The organism is Candidatus Borrarchaeum sp., assembly GCF_019058535.1.
Taxonomy (GTDB): Archaea; Asgardarchaeota; Sifarchaeia; order Borrarchaeales; family Borrarchaeaceae; genus Borrarchaeum; species Borrarchaeum weybense.
In genome coordinates, this window is the sequence record NZ_JAHPYX010000120.1 from 1 (window position 1) to 17,638 (window position 17,638).

Here is a 17,638-nt window from a genome sequence, read left to right on the forward strand (position 1 = left end):
AACTGAATTGTGATAATCCTATTAGAATTAAAGACAAGAGACTATTTCTTGGTATCCCAGCATTCCAGGCCCCCCAAATAATGGAATATTTATTGAGTATATTTCCGAATGAATAGAAAAGCGTTTCTGGAGTTCTTATGTAACCATAAACCGCCGCTAAATTCCCCCATCCCATACCAGTCCCACCAAAGACTCCAAAACCCAAAGTAGGAAGAAGTACTAACCAGAATGGTGCAGCACCGATGAAAACTGTAAATAGGGCTAATAGACTCAATTTTGCTTCGCGATTAAATCTATGGAACGCATAATTCATCACTCCAACAGTTAGCAAAATTAAAAATAGCACATAGAAGGACAGTTGATGGGTGATAAACAGAGCACCTCCAAGAATGCTAATTAAACCTAGACTTTTAGTTATAGGGATCTTGAATTGCAATATCAAAAAAAGGCTCAGAAAAATGAGAAGAAAGCCAATGGGAGCAGGTATTAGTATTCTTGAATAATTGAAATATCCTAGTGTTATAACAAAGAAATATGTAGCTACAAAACTTTCTTTATCTCTCTTCAAAATTCGTCTCGAAAGAGCGAATGTTGGAAATATAGTTATTGCTGCGATGGGCGATATGAAATAGCGGCATGTATTTAACACCGATAACCCTGTTATTAGTTTGAGAATAGATATTAACAATGGCATTCCAGGAACATAAGAAAGAACCGCAGGATCCCAATACCCGCTAATATATATCTGATTGGCAGCATTTCCGAGATTATAAGCATCTTCTAAGAACAAATGTCCGTAAGATAGGGCTAAACGTAATCTGCTAGTAAGGGTATAAAAACTTAAAAAGACCAATCCAAAAAGAATCGATCGACTCTTCAGAAATCGCCATATCTTTTGGTTAAGGTCTACCATTCCTCTCATCCTTCGCTATAAGAGAAATTTCATTTCATCTACCACAATTATTAATACTGTTCCTTTTTTGGCACAGTTTCCTATATTTATCATCTCACTGATTTATTTGGTTGTATTAACATTCTTATGAGTGATACATCTCGTTTTCTAAGAACACCGGTAAGAAATAGTAACGTAAGATATAAAACAGTAAAAACTGCTGTTGCAAGATAATTTGAAGCACTAAAAAGGAAATATGAGCAACTAAAAGATATAATTGATGAAACTAGCACTTTGAGAATGTTTAGAAAATTAATTTTGATTCTTGATAGACGAAATAAAACAATAGTTGTAAAAACAAGCGGTAAACTATATGCAATAGTATATCCATAACTCATGCCCACAATCCCTGCTAGTGGGACTAGAATTATCGTGAACGAAATTGTTAAAATAAAAAGAATCATTCCAAAAGCCTGATTTATTTCAGTTCTCTTGTAAATTAAAGCTAATCGTCGATAAGGGGCCCCTATAGCAACTGCAATCAATGAAAAGCTAATTATTTTCCATAATGTTCCAACCATGAGATATTCTGTACCCAAAACTAAAGAAACAATGTGTTCGCCTAGGAAAAATATAATAGGGATTGCAAAGAGTGCCATCATAAATGCATACCTTATATTGTGATTTAAAAGTTCTGTTAATTCTTTTATATCATTTCTAGAAAACGCCCTGACTAAAGTAGGATATAATGCCTTAGTTATTATCATAAGAAGTAAAATAATCATTTCAGTTAATGTTATTGCGATGAACACATAACCTATTTCACTTGTAATCCCGCCAAAATAAGCGATAACAAAAATTAAAGCCGGTATCCGGAACCGAGAAAAAGCACCTTCTATATAGAGAGGTGTGGTGAATTTTAAGATTTCTTTGATTTTTATGGAATTTACCTCTTGAACTTCTATCTTTGGTATCTTTGGATCTAACCAGTAGGATCCGAGAATGACAGTGATCAGATATATCGGAAACAGAGCAAATAAAGCACCTGAAAGACCATATACAATGAACAAAGTTGGAATAAACAATACTTTGAATAAAGAAATTAAAAAGTCGAGGAATTTGTGTTTTGCAAACTCTTTAAAGCCATACAATCCTGACGAAACTAAACTTAAAAATGAAATAACTATTGTTGTTGGAAGAATTATTAAAATTAAATGAAGAAAGCTTTGTAGAAAGAATAAGGAGAATAAACATGCAATAAAAACTCCCAAGCCTGAAAATAAGAGACGGAATTTCATAATTCTTGATACAGTTGATCGCAACTTTTCAAAATTATTTTCAGTAACAAACTGGGGGATGAAACGTGATAAGTAGCCGGACAATCCTAGTCCTGTAAACAGAACTACTGTATTCATTATTGAAACAATAAAGATAAACGTTGCATATACTTCAGTGCCCAGCATTCGCGGTACAATAAAAGTATAAACAATTGCAAGAATAAAAATGAATACTTCGCCCGTATACAAAGTAACCGTATTTCTTGCTAATTCTAAGGGAAGATTATTTTTCAATTTGAGCCCATTTAAATGTAATTGCCTTACAAATTAACTGATGTTGTAAACCCTGCATTTTTAAGTTTTTATATTAAATGAAATTTAAACTTGCTTTTTTGAGGAAAAGTTTTTTAAAAGAAATTATCGAACTGTCTATGAAAGTGATAGGCACACCCTAATAACTGGTGCATATAGGATGGAAGTCCTATTAATTTCTCCCCCCGGTGGTTATGTTACGAAAGATTTGATGCCTCCTTTGGGTCTCGCCTATATCGCGTCAATTTTAGAGAACGCAGAGAACTCTGTTGCTATACTTGATGCTGAAGTTGAAAAACTTTCCTGGAGGAGCCTAGAAAAGAAGATTCTAGAATATAAACCAATTATAGCAGGAGTTACTTTTACAACTGCAACAAGGTTTGAAGGTTTTAAAACAGCAAGAATAATAAAAAAAGCTCTCCCTGAGTGCAAAGTGATAGTTGGAGGACCACATGCGACTCTTACAGCAAATGATACGCTTTCTCATATTCGCGAAATAGATGTAGTTGTGAGAGGAGAAGGCGAAGTCACAATGGGGGAGTTGGTTAGCAAAATAAAGAACAATGAAAACTTGAAGAAAATCTTGGGTATCTCATATAGAGACCATGAAATTATATATCACAATCCTGATCGTCCATTTATAGAAGATCTTGATTCTATCCCATTTCCTGCACGACATCTACTCAAAATGGATAAATATAATCTAAAACTAAAATCTCATGAAGCTGGATCTGTCCCAGCTACCAATTTAATTACGAGTCGAGGATGCCCTTTTGCATGTTCTTTTTGCTCAACAACACGTGTATGGGGTATTAAATGGAGGGCAAGGTCATCTAATAACGTAATCGATGAAATCGAACATTTGATGCGCAAATATCGCTTTAGAGGTTTTTACTTTTTTGATGACACTTTTACGGTGAATAAAGCAAGAGTATATGAGATCTGTAACCTAATTGAAGAACGAGATCTTGATATAAGATGGAACTGTGAGATTAGGGTGGATACTGTAGATAAAAATGTTTTAAAAGCAATGAAAGATACAGGATGTGTTTCGGTTTCATATGGCGTTGAATCTGGGTCACAAGTAATTTTGGATAATATAATAAGAAAACGAATTATCTTAGATCAAGTTCGGAAAGTCACGAAATGGTGTAATGAACTAGATATAAAAGTAAAAGCATTTTTTATGTACAGTTTACCAAGCGAAAAACTAAGTGATGTTAAAAAGACGCTGGAACTTAGAAAAAGTCTAAATGCTGAATATAAACCGTTTTCTCCGTTGAGAATATATCCTGGAACAGAAATAGAGGAATTGGCAATAGCAAAAGGAATTCTTCCAAAAGACTTTACATGGACAAAATTGCAAAAGGGAAACGCTCTCCATGCAGAGTATCATAAAAATGGATGGGGTGTTGTTCCTCTTTTTAGAGAATTGTTAAGTATTTCAGATCTGTTCAAAATTCAGTCAGAGATATTTCAAGCGGATAATGTGAACATATTTCCACTTATCCCACGATATCTTAAACGCATTCGATCAATTTTCCAACTGAAGCGACATTTACTTGGAGCATTAATTTATTTTAGAAAGAAACTGGAAAGGTCTTTGAATCTTTAAAGTCTTGCCAGCTGTCTAAAGCTGTAAAAAGAATTTTTGACAAGCATTAAGTACTAAATGGTTTCTTTTACCATTTCTTTCAGATCTAAGGCTTGTAAAATGTTAAAGCCTATTTTGTAGGAACAAATAGTTCCTAGAACGCTCACAATTATTGTTCTTAAGGAATGATCCAACAAAGAAATTGTGAGAGCAATTTCAGGGGAAATCCCAAAAGATGTAAGAATGAAAACCAAACTTGCCTCATATGTTCCTAAATTATTGGGCGTTAAAGGAAAGATACGGATTAGACTGACCGTGCTCATACATAGGAAGATAATTAGTATTGAAGGTTTAATTCCCACAGAAAGAAATATAAAATAATAAATTGGCGCACCAAAAATCCAAGAAAGAAGCATTTGTAAAACTAAGATCGTCATGTTACTTTTGTCTTTAAAGAGCGCTCTTAATTTTGAACTTGCTTCTTCAATGATTTCCTGACTTTTATTCCTAAAAACTTCACTAAATCTAATAACTAGCCTATTTACAACTTTTAAGAAAAACCCCTTTTTAAAGGCAAGTAAAAGCATTAGAATAAATATAAGGGCAATTATGAAAAAGAGAAATCCGAATATAAAAAGAAGTGATGTGTTTTGAAGAAATACGACGTTACTGAAGTTGAGGACAAAATAAAAGGTGAATGCTACGATTAAAAAGAGAGAAATTAAATCCAAAAAGTGTTCGAATATTATCGAGACGATTCCTGTCACGTATGGGATTTTATGATTTTTCTTTAGCAGAAAACTCCTTGTAAGATCTCCAATTTTTGCGATGGTTAATATATCTATAAATCCGCCAAAAATGAGATATAAATAAAGTTTTTTTCCACTTACAGACGCATTCATTGTCTTGAGAATGTTATACCAGCAAAATGTACGAATTGTATAAACAAGAACAATTATTAGAAAAATATAAAGGAAATATACCGGTTTTACTTTTAGAATTACTCCCAGAAGGTTTTCTAATCCCACATACCACAAACAAAAGACAACAATGAGTATTCCTAAAACCAAAGAAAGAGGAGTCTTAATTCTCAAGTTATTCACTGTTCCAGTCCATTAAGAGAAGATTTCTGAGTTTTATTCCCTCTGATGTTACAATTAAAATGATTTCGAAAGAATGCGACTCTCAAATCAAAAAAATGTTTTTGTTAATTGTCTTCAGATTGGGGATCTTTATATCTAACTGCTTATATTTTTAACAGACTTTTGGATGCGTATTACTTAGTGTTTTTATTTTTTCTACGATTCTTGATAATCTTCAAGTAAGTAAGGATCTGTGTAATGAATATTTGAGACCAACTGACAAGTGGAATCATTTTCGACGTATTTTTTTCATAAATAGTCTTGATCGGAATTTCTTTGATTATAAAACCATGATAAGCGGCTTTGATGAGCATTTCCGACTCCAATCCGTAGCCTTTTACTGTGATAGTCAGTTTTTTAGCTACGACCCTAGTAAGTGCTCTATATCCCGATAAGACATCTGTAAACCTTCTCCGTGTCAACAAGTTGATAATTAATGTAAATATTTTATTTCCAATGTATCTGGTTAGAGGCATTGATTGATAGTTTCCTAACAAGCGAGAACTTATTACAAAATCTGCATTTCCTATAAGTATAGGTTCAACTAATTTTTTTAGCTCTTTTGGATCTGATTGCCCGTCTCCGGCCATAATCACTAGAATTTCTGCATCATTACTTAAAGCGCGTGCAAATCCGCTTCGTACAGCTCCTCCTATCCCCTTATTTTTCTTATGAGAAATAATAATAGCGTCTGATTGCTTGGCTTCTTCTTTTGTATTGTCGGTACTTCCGTCATCAACAACTATGACTCTATCGACTAGACTCCTATCAATTTCCTTTACAACTTTTCCAATTTTACCTTCCTCGTTGTAAACTGGGATTATTACTGCAATTTTCAGATCGAACAATTCTCCTGTGTATTTATTAACGATGAAGTATTTGGTAGTTATTTTTGAGTCTAAGCGATTAATTTTTTATATTGAAAATGACTGCAATAATAAGCTTTGAATTCTTAATTCTTATGGGGCTACAAAAAATAAAAAAATAGTAGAAAACTAATTTCACTGATCTAAGCGCGTTTGGTGGCATCTTTGAAAGTTCTTTTAATCAGTCCCCCGTATATGGAACTATATGGCGCGACTCGCATATCTGAAGGCGTAACACCACCACTTGGTATAATGTATATTGCATCAATATTGGAAAAGAACGATATTGATGTTTCCATAATAGATGGAGATGCTTCATCACTTACTTGGAAAAAATTGGCAGAATTAATAAAAAAAGAATCTCCTGATATTGTAGGAATAACTAGTACAACTCCTACAATTAAACAAGTTCATAAGACCGCAAGAATCGCTAAGTATGTTAAGGAAGATACAATTGTAGTTATTGGAGGAATCCATGCAAGTACTCTGCCTGAGGAAACCCTTTTACCGAAAGAAGTAGATATAGTGATAAGGGGTGAGGCAGACTATATCACATTGCAACTAGTAAAGTCTCTTGAAAATGGAAAATCTTTCAAAGATGTATTAGGGATCTCTTATAAAGAGAATGGACGGTTTATTCATAATCCTCCTGCCCCACTCATAGACAAATTAGACGACTTACCTTTTCCTGCACATCACTTGATTAATCAAGGTGATTATAGATTACCAATTACAAGAAAATTGACACGTCACAAATTCACTGTAATAATATCTAGTAGGGGATGCCCGTATCAATGCATTTTCTGTGCAACTAGAAATGTTTTTGGAAATATATGTCGCTTCAGAAGTCCAAAAAATACTGTTGACGAAATTGAATTTGTTCTTAATAAATTAAATGTAAAAGAAATCTTATTTTATGATGACACTTTTACATTAAATATAAAACGTGCAATTGAAATTTGTAACGAAATTATTGAAAGAGGGTTGGATTTTATATGGCAGTGCGGATCAAGAGTAGATCGAATAAACAGAGAAATTCTGAGCAAACTGTATAAAGCAGGATGTAGACGGATAGGCTATGGTATTGAATCAGGATCCCAAGAAATATTAAATAGAATTAAGAAAGGAATCACTCTTGACCAGGCACGTAAATCAATAAAACTCACAAAAGAAATGGGAATTTCCGTACTTGCATCGTTTATGTTTGGACATCCTGGTGAAACATTAAAAACTGCTGAAGCAACCATCAAATTTGCTAAAGAGTTGAACCCTGATTGGGCAAATTTCTTTGTCGCAACCCCATTTCCAGGAACTGAGTTATACGAATATGCTAAGAGTAAAGGATTAATTCAAGATACTGATTGGAGTAAGTATCTAGTGTTTCCCGATACACCTCTGATGGAAACGGATGAATTATCAGGTGAAATGCTTTTAGAATTACATAAACGGGCATATAAAGAATTTTATCTTAGATCAAATTATTTAATTTCACGTTTCGCGAGATTAGTATCTCTTTCTGAGTTTATTCAAATACTAAAAGGTGGTATAACCTATACCATGTGGAAGTTTCTCACGTAATGCTGATGAAAAATGAGATAAAGCAAATACAGACGATTGAGGAGAAGGCTTTGTCAGATGATTCTTCTAAAGGAATGAAAAGGATACAATTAGGATATCAGACACCAACTTCGTTTAAAGACTCACTTAAACAAGCGGCATCTGAGCATGGTTACAGAGGGTGGCTTGGAAATATACGATTTGGTCTTAGATTTCTACACAATCATATACTCTTAATTCTGACGCGTTTTATCCCTTACACAGGTATTAATGTCCTGTTACATAGAAAAAGAGGTGTTAGAATCGGTAAACAGGTTTATATAGATTCGGATGTTTTTATCGATGAAATCTTTCCATATTTTGTTAAAATCGAGGATGAAGTGACAATCTCAACAAAGACGATAATACTTGCGCATAGTAAGCCAAATATATTTCATAAGGATCACTTAGAATCGTTTGCTGCCCCGGTAACTATTAAAAGAGGTGCATTTATTGGGGTTGGAGCTATAATTCTACCCGGTGTAGAGGTTGGCGAAGGAAGTGTTATTGGTGCTGGTGCAGTTGTGAACAAAAATGTACCGTCCTATACTTTTGTTGCTGGTGTTCCTGCAAAAGAAATTAAAACTTTCAAACCTTAAAGATCTTAATAATCCCAGTTGATCATTTTAATAACATTTTGCTGTTTTAATTAGAAATTACTTTCAATATATTCACGGTAACACATTAACTTAGTTCTACTCGCGAAGTATGATAATAAACTTTCTAGTTTTTTCAACATAGGTATTCCCTTTAGTACGTGGAACGGTAATCCTGGTACTTTATAGGGGGCTAAATTAGAAACCTCGTAAGGATGAAAGAAAAAACTTGCCACCTTGTATTTTTTTAATTGCCACTTTATAGCAAGCTTAACCCACCAAAGTCCTATGTTTCTTAAAACCCACGCACTCCCCGCTGGGAGTGGGATAAAAGGTGAAACAGTGATTGGGAATTCTAGAATTCCATTTTTAAGCATGTGAGGGTATTGGGGATATTTAATATTGCCATAATGGCCGCTAATTGGAAGTGAAGGACATATACTAGAATCATACGTGAAAGATAGTTTTTTTAATACAGAAAAAAGAGTATCATCAACCATAAGATTTGGTGCGCGATATCCTATAGGAGGTTCCTTTGTGATTTTTCTAATCAAAGAACAGCTTTTTTTTATATTTTTATACAATTCTTCTTTTGAAAATAAAACTGGCGCGAAATGAAGCAAATCATGACTGGCAATTTCAAAATTAAGATCATTTAGAAGTTCTATTACATCGGGGTATTCTTCGGCGATCTCGCCTTGCACAAAAAAAGTTGCTTTTGATATTCCATGTCTTTTAAAAATTTTGATTATTTGTCTAACAGGTTTCCTAAGTCCTTCTCCTCCGTATTTCGACTGAAAGGTCTTATAATTATTAAATTTACAAGAAGGGCGTCCAGCAATCCATCCATTGTGATACCAATCATCACAATCTACTGAAAGTAAAAAAGAAGGTTTTACCATGTAATATCCCTACAATTAAAATAATGAATGAAAACTTTTTAAAAATAGATGATTTCTCATCTCAACTAAGAAGTTAATTTAATAGGGAAAATTATTGGATGATAGAATGCAAAACAAAAAAGCAGAGATAATCTACTTTGATAATTATATCAAGGAAATGGGCGAATATAAGGAATATACAGAGAAAGGATATCAGAGATTAGTTAAGGCAATAAGAAAATCGATAAACTCAGACACCAAAGTGATCTTAGATTGCGGATGTGGATCAGGCGAAATTTCTAGACGTTTGTCGACAGAAAATAATTCCGTTATTGCATTTGACATTTCAAAAGATTCGATTGTGACAGCAAAGAAATTTTCTAAAGGAAAGGATATTGAGTTTTTAGTAGGAGATTTAGAACATTTACCATTCAAAGATACAATATTTGATCTGATTTTTTGTGTTGGGGTATTGCATCATTTTCCAGACCTCTTAAAAGCAGTAAACGAAATTAAGAGAATACTTAAAAAATCCCGCAGATTTCTAGCAATTGAGCCGAATTCATTTAACCCCCTGATTCCCCTTGGTCGATTCATTGCCAATAGATTCTTGCGTTCTTCTACGTATTGCTGTACTCCTAATGAAAAAATATACAGGCCCAAAGATTTTCAAGAGGTTTTTCTAAGTTGTGGACTTAATTTAATTAAATATTTCCCATTAAACGCCCCACTGGCCAGATTTCAATTTTTGGAAGCAGGAATAAGGCAAAATCGCAAAGAAAAAACTATTTCGTATGGGCTTTATGTTATTGAAAAGATATTACCGTTGCGCTGTATGTGCAACAGACTTGCATTGCATTTTCTAAAGAGTTAATTTATGTAAACTTCATTATATTTCTAAGAATTGCTCTAATATGTCAGAGAAATATCTTAAATAGCATGTTCTCAACATGAACCATTTAATAGGACTAACAAACACTAGAGGAGTCTTAATTCAATGAAAATTGTGCTCTGTACACCTCCTGAGGATTTTTCAGGAAAAGAGCAAACACCGCCTTTAGGATTAGCATACCTAGCAGCAGTATTAGAATCTAATAATTATGATGTTGAAATAATCGATTCGAGATGTGAGCGTTTAAATTTCAAACAATTTGTTAACAAAATAAAAAAGGCAAATGGAGATCTCTTTGGAATAACATGCTATACACATGCCCGTTTCAATGTATTTAGTACTGCAAAACTTATCAAAATGGTTTTGCCACAAGTATCAGTTGTGGTAGGAGGCCCTCATGTATTTTCAACAGATGTGGATACACTATCAAGTGTTTCTGAGATTGATATAATAGTAAGGGGTGAGGGGGAACGTAGTTTCTTAGAACTCGTACAATGTGTTGAACGCGGTGAATCTTTGAAGAAAGTTAGTGGGATCACTTTTAGACAAAATAATAAGATAATCGCAACCCCGTCGGCTGATTGGATCGCAAATCTAGATGATTTACCAATGCCTGCATGGCATCTTTTGCCTTTAGAGAAATATAACTCTAAGGTAACTGACGAAAGTGTTTTTGGAAAAGATTTTATCGATATCGATTGTCTAGGAGTTATGTCAAGTCGAGGATGTCCATATCGTTGCATATATTGTAATAATCCTATTCTCTGGGGTGGCTTTGTTCGATTTAGAAGTCCAAAGAGAGTAGTTGATGAACTAGAGTTCTTAATCAGTGAATATGGTTACGAAGGTATTGATTTTTGGGACGACACAATTAATGTATCCCCCAAATGGACACTAAAACTATGTGATGAAATTATAAGAAGGAAATTGAAAATCGTCTGGTATTGTAGAGCCAGAGTCAATAATCTGAATCGAACACTTCTTATGGAAATGGTCAAAGCTGGTTGTGTTTCCATTGGCCTTGGAGTTGAATCTGGAAGTCCAAATATTTTAAAAAATATTCGAAAGGGTATAACTTTAGCGCAAGTTCATCGGGCTGTAAAACTTTGCGCTAAGTTCAAGCTACTAACTAAAATCTTTTTTATGTATAATTTGCCTGGTGAAACATTGAAAGATTTTAGATCAACTTTAGCCTTAATGGATAAACTAGAAACTTATGGAGAGTCGATAAAATGTCTCGGAGGCATAACTAGGATATATCCTGGCACGGAACTCGAATCTATTGCAAAAAGAAGAGGAATTTTACAAAAAAACTTCAGTTGGAGTAAGCCTTATTATAATAGGATGAATAGACTTCTTTCAATCGATCCTACAATACCTATCTTCGAATGGATGAATACGAGAGATCTCCTTAAAATGACTTTCATTCATAACCTTCAGAAAAAAGGTTGTAAACATATTGTAAATGTGCTATCAACAAATACTCGTAGAGTTTTGGAGTTTTAAGAACTACAGATCTATTTTTAAGTCATCTTAGAAAACTCTTAAGATATCTAAAATAATCCCTAATATTTCGACGCCCATCTAATATGTTTTTTAGGGAATCATTGTAGAATTTTGGATTAAAAAGATAATATCGCCCGTATTTTTCTACTAAATATGTCTTGGCTATTATCGCTTTATAGTTTTTACCCAGGTTTTTGATAAGGTCTGTTCCAACAGTTCCTGCCACTATTTCCAATTCACTCCAATTTAACGTCCTTCCTGCCTCTTCGCATGCCAACTCAAATAGTTTAGTACCAGGATAGGGTATTGGTGGATTACCTCCAATTAAAAGATCAGTTTCGATTGAGAATTTGATGGATTCTTTAATTGTTGATATTTTCTCTCCCGGGAGAGGGATTAAAAGGAAAGCTTCTGGTTTTATACCATTCTCTTTTGTCATCTTAAATGTTTCTTTGATTTTTTTGATATTTATACCCTTTTTGGAGAAATTAAGAATTTTTTGGGATCCAGATTCAACTCCGTAATTGATCTGAACACAACCTGCTTTCTTCATTATTTTAAGCAATTTTCCATCAATTCTGTCAACCCTCGCACTGCACGCCCATTTGAACTTCAGTTTTTTATCATTTATACTTTCACATATTTCTTTTGTACGATTTGTATCAAAAACGAACTCTAAATCTTGAAAATAAATTGCCTTAACTTGAAACTCTTTTACTAACAGTTCTAATTCATTTATTACATTTTGAGGACTTCTATTTCTATACTTATCGCCATACATACATTTTAAACAGAATACACATTTATACGGACATCCACGGCTAGTTAATACTATTGAAACTGGCTTTAAGTTTTTAAATATGCCTTCTTCGTATTTATTCATTGGTAGAAGATGATATGCAGGAAATGGGAGCTCATCTAAATTTTCAATTAAAGAGCGATCCCTATAATGATTTATAACATCGTTATGCCTATAACTCAGGCCATTAACAGTAGTGAATTTATCTTTTTTCTCAAGATTGTTCATAAGTTCGAGTATTGTAATTTCAGGTTCTCCTCGTATTACAAAATCAATATTGTTTGATTGCTTGAATAACCATTCTGGTGTTACTGTGCCATGCGGACCTGTTAGTATAACTTTGACTGAAGATACCGAATTTTTAATTAAGTTAACAGTATTAATTGCAGCTGAGATATCCAAATATGGGCATTGCCATCTGTCTATGGGCGAAGTCGTGATTACAACTACTTCTGGTTTCTTATTTAATATGATTTTTTTCATTTGTGAGAGATTCAGCCGGAGCACATTTGCATCTATGATATTAACGTCATATCCTTCCTTCTCTAATACAGCAGCGGGATATGCTAAGTCAAGGGGTTGGCGAAATCTATTAGTTAAACCTGCAGATTCGTTAACAAAAGGACGTGGAAAACAAGGGTTAATAAAAAGACATTTCATTTTTTTATTATGCTCCTTTCGAATCAAGAATAGTTTCATACTCCTTTAGAATTATTTTGGCTATTCTTTCCCAACTAAATTCCGAGTGGACAAGTTGAGTCGCACTACTCACAAGGCGAGATCTTAGTTCCTCATCTCTTAATAAAATTTCAATTGTCTCAGCTAACTGCAAACTGTTCTTTTCTTCAACTAATAAACCTGTTTTTCTGTCTGCTATAATATCTGTGATTCCTCCCACATTACTTGCTATAACCGGGACACCAACACTCATTGCTTCTAATAGAACTACTCCAAGACCTTCAGTATCTCCAGTTGGATCAGTAACAGCAGGTAACACGAACACTGAAGCGCGCTGATAAAATGATTTAAGATGGTTTTGGGGAATAAACCCATAGAACGTCACCTTTTGAAGTTTTAGGTCATGGACTAAACTCTCAAGGTTCTTTCGCTCTGGACCGTCGCCTACAATCATGAGTTCGATAGGAATGCGCCTCTCCAAATGTTTGATAGCTTTTAGAAGATATTCAACGCCTTTTCGCTTTACCAGTCTTCCTACATATAAAAGAGTATTTTCATTCCGCTCAGCATCTTGGCCTTTGGACTTAAGTGGTGAAAAGCCTAATCGAGTTATTCGTGTTTTTGCTGAGGGATATAATTCATGTGTTCTAGAGGCCGTATTTTTGGAGATAGCAAATATTCGGTCTGCTCCTTCAACAGATGGTTTTAGAAACCTCCTCAACAAAATGTTGTTTTTTGCCAGAAATAATTCAATTCCATACGCCGTCAGTACATAGGGTTTTTGTAATTTACTGGCAACATACCCTGCAGGGAACAGCCAATGCCCATGAATGATATCCACAGTTTTCGAAAGACGCTTTGCGTGCTTCCACATTGAATAAATAAGAAAAGCAACCCTATATTTCCCAAAGCCTTAGATTTCAATTTTGGTGGTAATCCGTATCCCATATTTAAAAAGTAATCGAATCTCTTAACATTCATGCCAGGAATTTCTTTGTAGCGTTTTTCTAGTGTGTGTGGGGCCAAAACGTTTACCTCAACCCCTAAATCATTCATACTTTTGCACAGATAGTAAACAAAACTGGGTACACTGTCTCCCACATATCTTGGAAATGTCGTGGTCAAGACAAGTAACTTCATTTTTAATACCTCGATGGCGATCCCAGCTTTTGAATACAAATTTTTGATCAGATTTGATATTGTTAGGTGCTAAAGTATGTTAATAAATATTTACAAAAAAATCGAAACTGAGTGAGTATGTCGAAAAAAATAGATTTGCAGTAATAGTTACATCTAATATCGTATCAACTCATACTAAAGCACTGCAAAGTTGCCTACTGGCAGATATAGTTTTCATCTATAGCTGTGGTGTCAATAACTTGTGTATTAGAAATCCCCCCTAAAATATAGAATTTCATAAACGATTATCTTATTAATTCCAACTTCATAGACGTAAACGGGCTTAAGATTTGTGGGTGCATTATTTTCTTCTGATAAAAATAACAGATGCGGATACCAGTCTCCCACGTCTTTAGTGAAAATTAAGTAACTTACGTTCCATGCCTCACACAAGGATATAGTGTGTGAGTAGTTCTTACTTCCAGCAAAATAATAACTTGTTCTATTTGCATACCAACCAATAGCAGAACGTTGAGTCATTAATCTTGAATCTGGCTTGGTATTATCTCTTATCCATTCACCAGTGATTCTATATCCTATTGGATCTGTGGTAGAGGGGATTTCTATACTACTTATAACAATATACTTTGTAGAAAAGATTAGAATCAAAAGTAAAAACGCTATTAAGAAAAACTTAGTTATAGGAATTCGAAGTATTCGAGCATGAATTTTCTTAAACAATCTGTGTATAGATGCATTGTTTGAGATAGACTTGTAAAACGCTCTGATTTGAGTTGGGTTTTTTAGAAAACAATATGCAAAATCTAGAGCAAAAATAATACCAGCTGAAGCAAAAATAAGAATTATAGGAAGAACTGGTAATATATACGAAACAATGACGCGGGCACCGAATATCATAGGCGAACTAAATACGAAATAGAAAAAACCAATTGTTAAATAAAGGTGTAAACAACGTTTCCATTGATTAATTGAGCCAAAAAACCCTATTAATCCAAAAATGGCCAATAATGGAAATGGCAACATTGAAAATGGCGTTATTTGATGTATTAGAAGACTAAAAAATTTTAAAATCCATAATGACAAATTTATTTCGTCAGGATTCCTTCCAACAGGATTACCAGTTATCAAGATATTTCTAATAAATAAAGGCGTGCTGCATAAGAAAAAACCAGCAATAAATAACCAAAATAGTCTATTTCTTAGAATTGTAATATCACCTTCAAAAATAACAACGTAGACTAATAATGGTATAATGAGAAAAAATCCCTCACCACGTATTAGACCTGAAATACCACAAGAAAATCCTGCAAGTAACGCTATTCGTGGATTTTTTTCATCAATGAATCTAATTGTAAAATACAAAGTTGTTAATAAGAAAAAAATGAAAGGAATCCTTGATGACACCAAAATTGAATTTCCTATCAAATACCAATGAGATGCAACTAATGTAGTACTTATTATTCCTATGCGTCGATTAAATGTTTTTTCAGCAAGAAAAAAGGTTGGAAATACTAGGAGACTGCCAAATAATATGGGAAATATTCTTGCTGCTAGATCATTTATACCAAATAATAGAAAACTTAATGAAAGTAACAGAATAAATAATGGATGCTCTACAAACCTTGGTTCATTGCCTCCCATAACACTTACAGGTTCCCCATAGATTAGATTTCTAGCAAGCACAGACAGACGAGCTTCATCAGAAAAAATCAGACTACTGTAAGTCTGCAAATACATTCTTAATATAAAACATATGATAGTGAGAGCAATTAGATATAGAAGATGATATGAACTGAAAATGTTAGAGAGAGTCTTTTTAAAGGGGATCTCTTTAGAAGGTGTTCCTTCCATGCGTTTCCCTCATTTTTTAAAGAATAGCCTATAAGTAATATCTGATCTCAAATTTCCTATGACTTAAGCCATCCTCTTTGAAAGGATGGAAAAATCTAGTCCTTGCCTATGTGTCTTTGTTGGAAAGAAATTTGAAACTTACGATTTTTTTCTATATTGAGTATTTTCAGATTTTCCTATAAAAAAGAGAAATCGCAGTCTTATGAGTATCTTAAGGAGAAACGATAACTGAAAAAACTTTATCGTTTCAAAGAGTAGTTTGTAGAGATTAGAAGGGTGATATTTAATCCCCTCATCTATCAGTAAAAAGGCATCCTTCTTTTTATTTTGTCTTAGCAACAATATTACTGAATAGCTATAACGGGCAATAATTACTCTTTTTTCAGCCAATGATAATGGGTCATCTAAAATTCTTTTAAACTCTTTTAGGTGTGAGGTCTCGCTATTTCCTTTTTCTCTTACTTCGGCTAGTTGTCTTGAAAATATTCCCATTCTTCTTTGAAGAACAATATTTTTTAAGGAAATAGAAAGGGGATTGAAACGACGAATGTATAGAGGAGTTGATAGATTCGCAACTTCATATTTTTCAGCGAACCTCAACCAGAGGTCATAATCTTGTGCTATAAAAAAAATTTCTCTATATCCTCCCATTTCTAAAAAGCACTTTCTTCTAAACATTACAGAACCATGACTAAAGGGATTATCTTTTTTTATAAATTTCCGGATGGAAGAATAGTCAATCGGATACTTTCTCGTATGGATGTAAATGCCTTTCTCATCGATAATTTTGACTGCGGTTCCGAGGAGGGTTATATTATTGTAACGTTCCAAAAATTCAAGTTGTTTTTCAAGTCTTTCGGGCAGTGAAATATCATCAGCATCTTGTCGTGCAATGTACTCCCCCTTTGCTAAAGAAATCCCTTTATTAAGAGATTTTGTGAGCCCCATGTTTTCCTGGTTAATTAGAATGATGCGATGGTCTTGATATGATTCAAGAATCTCTTTTGTCCGATCGGTAGATCCATCGTTTATGATAATGAACTCAAAATCTTTGAAAGTTTGGTTGAGAATGCTGTCGACAGCTTCTTGAAGATATTTTTCGCTATTATAAACCGACATCACTATGCTGACTATGGGTGTATGTGTCATTACTTAGAACCCTTTTGTTGGTTTTACGACGGCCCAAATTTCGCCACATCGAATTTCGTAAGTTTCTACCCTTAACCCTGCGTTTTCTAGTTCTTCAAAAAATGTTTCCTGCGTATATTCAATATAATGTGTATGATCTAATCGGTAATCCAGTCCAAGTTCTTTCATCAGGGGCGCCCGCCAGTCACGCTCAAAAACTGGCACTCGTAGAAGATATTTAATTGGATCAATTCTATTTTTGAGTTGTGTTAGGAATTCAACACTTTGTTCAACATGTTCCAGAACATTTGACAATAATATCACATCGAAGTTTTCTTCAGATAGGTCTGTTAAGGCATTTCCTACTACGAATTTTAAATTTGGGTGTTTATAATGTTTCTTTGCAAAATTAATATAGTTTTTATTCAGATCATAACTCTGCAAAATATACTAAACATTACTCAAACGATTAGAAAAATCAAAAGAAC

General features: G+C 33.9%; 16 protein-coding genes. 5 read left to right on the top strand and 11 right to left on the bottom strand.

What is annotated here, in order from left to right:
* Positions 1-913: hypothetical protein (locus tag QVB70_RS06810; RefSeq protein WP_287584742.1), on the bottom strand; the 913-nt coding region annotated here is incomplete at its 3' end.
* 89 nt (positions 914-1,002) lie between these two features.
* A complete protein-coding gene (locus tag QVB70_RS06815; RefSeq protein WP_287584745.1) occupies positions 1,003-2,463 on the bottom strand; it encodes an oligosaccharide flippase family protein in 1,461 nt (486 codons plus the stop codon).
* 178 nt (positions 2,464-2,641) lie between these two features.
* Here QVB70_RS06815 and QVB70_RS06820 point away from each other — a divergent pair, with 178 nt between their 5' ends.
* Positions 2,642-4,096, top strand: a complete 1,455-nt coding sequence (locus tag QVB70_RS06820) for a radical SAM protein (protein ID WP_287584746.1) — start codon at positions 2,642-2,644, stop codon at positions 4,094-4,096.
* 53 nt (positions 4,097-4,149) lie between these two features.
* Here QVB70_RS06820 and QVB70_RS06825 read toward each other — a convergent pair whose 3' ends face one another.
* Together QVB70_RS06825 and QVB70_RS06830 are read right to left on the bottom strand one after the other, a co-directional pair.
* The gene (locus QVB70_RS06825; RefSeq protein WP_287584747.1) at positions 4,150-5,169 is read right to left on the bottom strand and encodes a lysylphosphatidylglycerol synthase transmembrane domain-containing protein; all 1,020 of its coding nucleotides are present in this window, start codon (positions 5,167-5,169) and stop codon (positions 4,150-4,152) included.
* Positions 5,170-5,351: 182 nt separating this feature from the next.
* Positions 5,352-6,065: a glycosyltransferase family 2 protein gene (locus QVB70_RS06830; protein ID WP_287584748.1), complete on the bottom strand. Its 714-nt coding sequence runs from the start codon at positions 6,063-6,065 to the stop codon at positions 5,352-5,354.
* Between the two features lie 183 nt (positions 6,066-6,248).
* On the opposite strand from QVB70_RS06830, the gene QVB70_RS06835 reads away from it, so the two are divergent.
* Complete coding sequence (locus QVB70_RS06835; RefSeq protein WP_287584749.1) at positions 6,249-7,661, top strand: radical SAM protein; 1,413 nt, start codon at positions 6,249-6,251, stop codon at positions 7,659-7,661.
* Positions 7,661-8,278 carry an acyltransferase gene (locus QVB70_RS06840; RefSeq protein ID WP_287584750.1) on the top strand — a complete coding sequence of 206 codons (618 nt, stop codon included), beginning with the start codon at positions 7,661-7,663 and terminating at the stop codon, positions 8,276-8,278. The genes QVB70_RS06835 and QVB70_RS06840 overlap by 1 nt, the downstream gene beginning before the upstream one ends.
* Positions 8,279-8,328: 50 nt before the next feature.
* On the opposite strand, the gene QVB70_RS06845 is transcribed toward QVB70_RS06840, so the two are convergent.
* Positions 8,329-9,177, bottom strand: a complete 849-nt coding sequence (locus tag QVB70_RS06845) for a polysaccharide deacetylase family protein (RefSeq protein WP_287584751.1) — start codon at positions 9,175-9,177, stop codon at positions 8,329-8,331.
* Positions 9,178-9,283: 106 nt separating this feature from the next.
* Here QVB70_RS06845 and QVB70_RS06850 point away from each other — a divergent pair, with 106 nt between their 5' ends.
* Entirely contained in the window at positions 9,284-10,030 is a 747-nt protein-coding gene (locus QVB70_RS06850; RefSeq protein WP_287584752.1) for a class I SAM-dependent methyltransferase, read from the top strand.
* Between the two features lie 123 nt (positions 10,031-10,153).
* Entirely contained in the window at positions 10,154-11,554 is a 1,401-nt protein-coding gene (locus tag QVB70_RS06855; protein WP_287584753.1) for a radical SAM protein, read from the top strand.
* 22 nt (positions 11,555-11,576) lie between these two features.
* Here the strand turns inward: QVB70_RS06855 and QVB70_RS06860 are convergent, their stop codons facing one another.
* The 6 genes from QVB70_RS06860 to QVB70_RS06885 all read right to left on the bottom strand — a co-directional run bounded on the left by QVB70_RS06860 (position 11,577) and on the right by QVB70_RS06885 (position 17,594).
* Positions 11,577-13,052 (bottom strand): radical SAM protein, encoded by a 1,476-nt coding sequence (locus tag QVB70_RS06860; protein WP_342766548.1) that lies wholly within the window; start codon positions 13,050-13,052, stop codon positions 11,577-11,579.
* Positions 13,021-13,872 (bottom strand): glycosyltransferase family 4 protein, encoded by an 852-nt coding sequence (locus tag QVB70_RS06865; RefSeq protein ID WP_287584755.1) that lies wholly within the window; start codon positions 13,870-13,872, stop codon positions 13,021-13,023. Before QVB70_RS06865 ends, QVB70_RS06860 begins: the two co-directional genes overlap by 32 nt.
* Positions 13,797-14,171, bottom strand: a complete 375-nt coding sequence (locus QVB70_RS06870; protein ID WP_287584756.1) for a hypothetical protein — start codon at positions 14,169-14,171, stop codon at positions 13,797-13,799. Before QVB70_RS06870 ends, QVB70_RS06865 begins: the two co-directional genes overlap by 76 nt.
* A 246-nt stretch (positions 14,172-14,417) precedes the next feature.
* On the bottom strand, positions 14,418-16,022 hold the full coding sequence (locus tag QVB70_RS06875) for a glycosyltransferase family 39 protein (RefSeq protein ID WP_287584757.1): 1,605 nt from the start codon (positions 16,020-16,022) through the stop codon (positions 14,418-14,420).
* Between the two features lie 138 nt (positions 16,023-16,160).
* A complete protein-coding gene (locus QVB70_RS06880; RefSeq protein WP_287584758.1) occupies positions 16,161-17,171 on the bottom strand; it encodes a glycosyltransferase in 1,011 nt (336 codons plus the stop codon).
* 3 nt (positions 17,172-17,174) lie between these two features.
* Complete coding sequence (locus tag QVB70_RS06885; RefSeq protein WP_287584759.1) at positions 17,175-17,594, bottom strand: methyltransferase domain-containing protein; 420 nt, start codon at positions 17,592-17,594, stop codon at positions 17,175-17,177.
* Positions 17,595-17,638: the final 44 nt, after the last annotated feature.

Excerpts from the sequence above, each read along its gene's own strand:
- QVB70_RS06820 (WP_287584746.1), top strand. The coding sequence starts at position 2,642 with ATGGAAGTCCTATTAATTTCTCCCCCCGGTGGTTATGTTACGAAAGAT.
- QVB70_RS06840 (WP_287584750.1), top strand. The coding sequence starts at position 7,661 with ATGCTGATGAAAAATGAGATAAAGCAAATACAGACGATTGAGGAGAAG.
- QVB70_RS06845 (WP_287584751.1), bottom strand. The coding sequence starts at position 9,177 with ATGGTAAAACCTTCTTTTTTACTTTCAGTAGATTGTGATGATTGGTAT.
- QVB70_RS06850 (WP_287584752.1), top strand. The coding sequence starts at position 9,284 with ATGCAAAACAAAAAAGCAGAGATAATCTACTTTGATAATTATATCAAG.
- QVB70_RS06855 (WP_287584753.1), top strand. The coding sequence starts at position 10,154 with ATGAAAATTGTGCTCTGTACACCTCCTGAGGATTTTTCAGGAAAAGAG.
- QVB70_RS06860 (WP_342766548.1), bottom strand. The coding sequence starts at position 13,052 with ATGAAACTATTCTTGATTCGAAAGGAGCATAATAAAAAAATGAAATGT.
- QVB70_RS06870 (WP_287584756.1), bottom strand. The coding sequence starts at position 14,171 with ATGAAGTTACTTGTCTTGACCACGACATTTCCAAGATATGTGGGAGAC.
- QVB70_RS06875 (WP_287584757.1), bottom strand. The coding sequence starts at position 16,022 with ATGGAAGGAACACCTTCTAAAGAGATCCCCTTTAAAAAGACTCTCTCT.
- QVB70_RS06880 (WP_287584758.1), bottom strand. The coding sequence starts at position 17,171 with ATGACACATACACCCATAGTCAGCATAGTGATGTCGGTTTATAATAGC.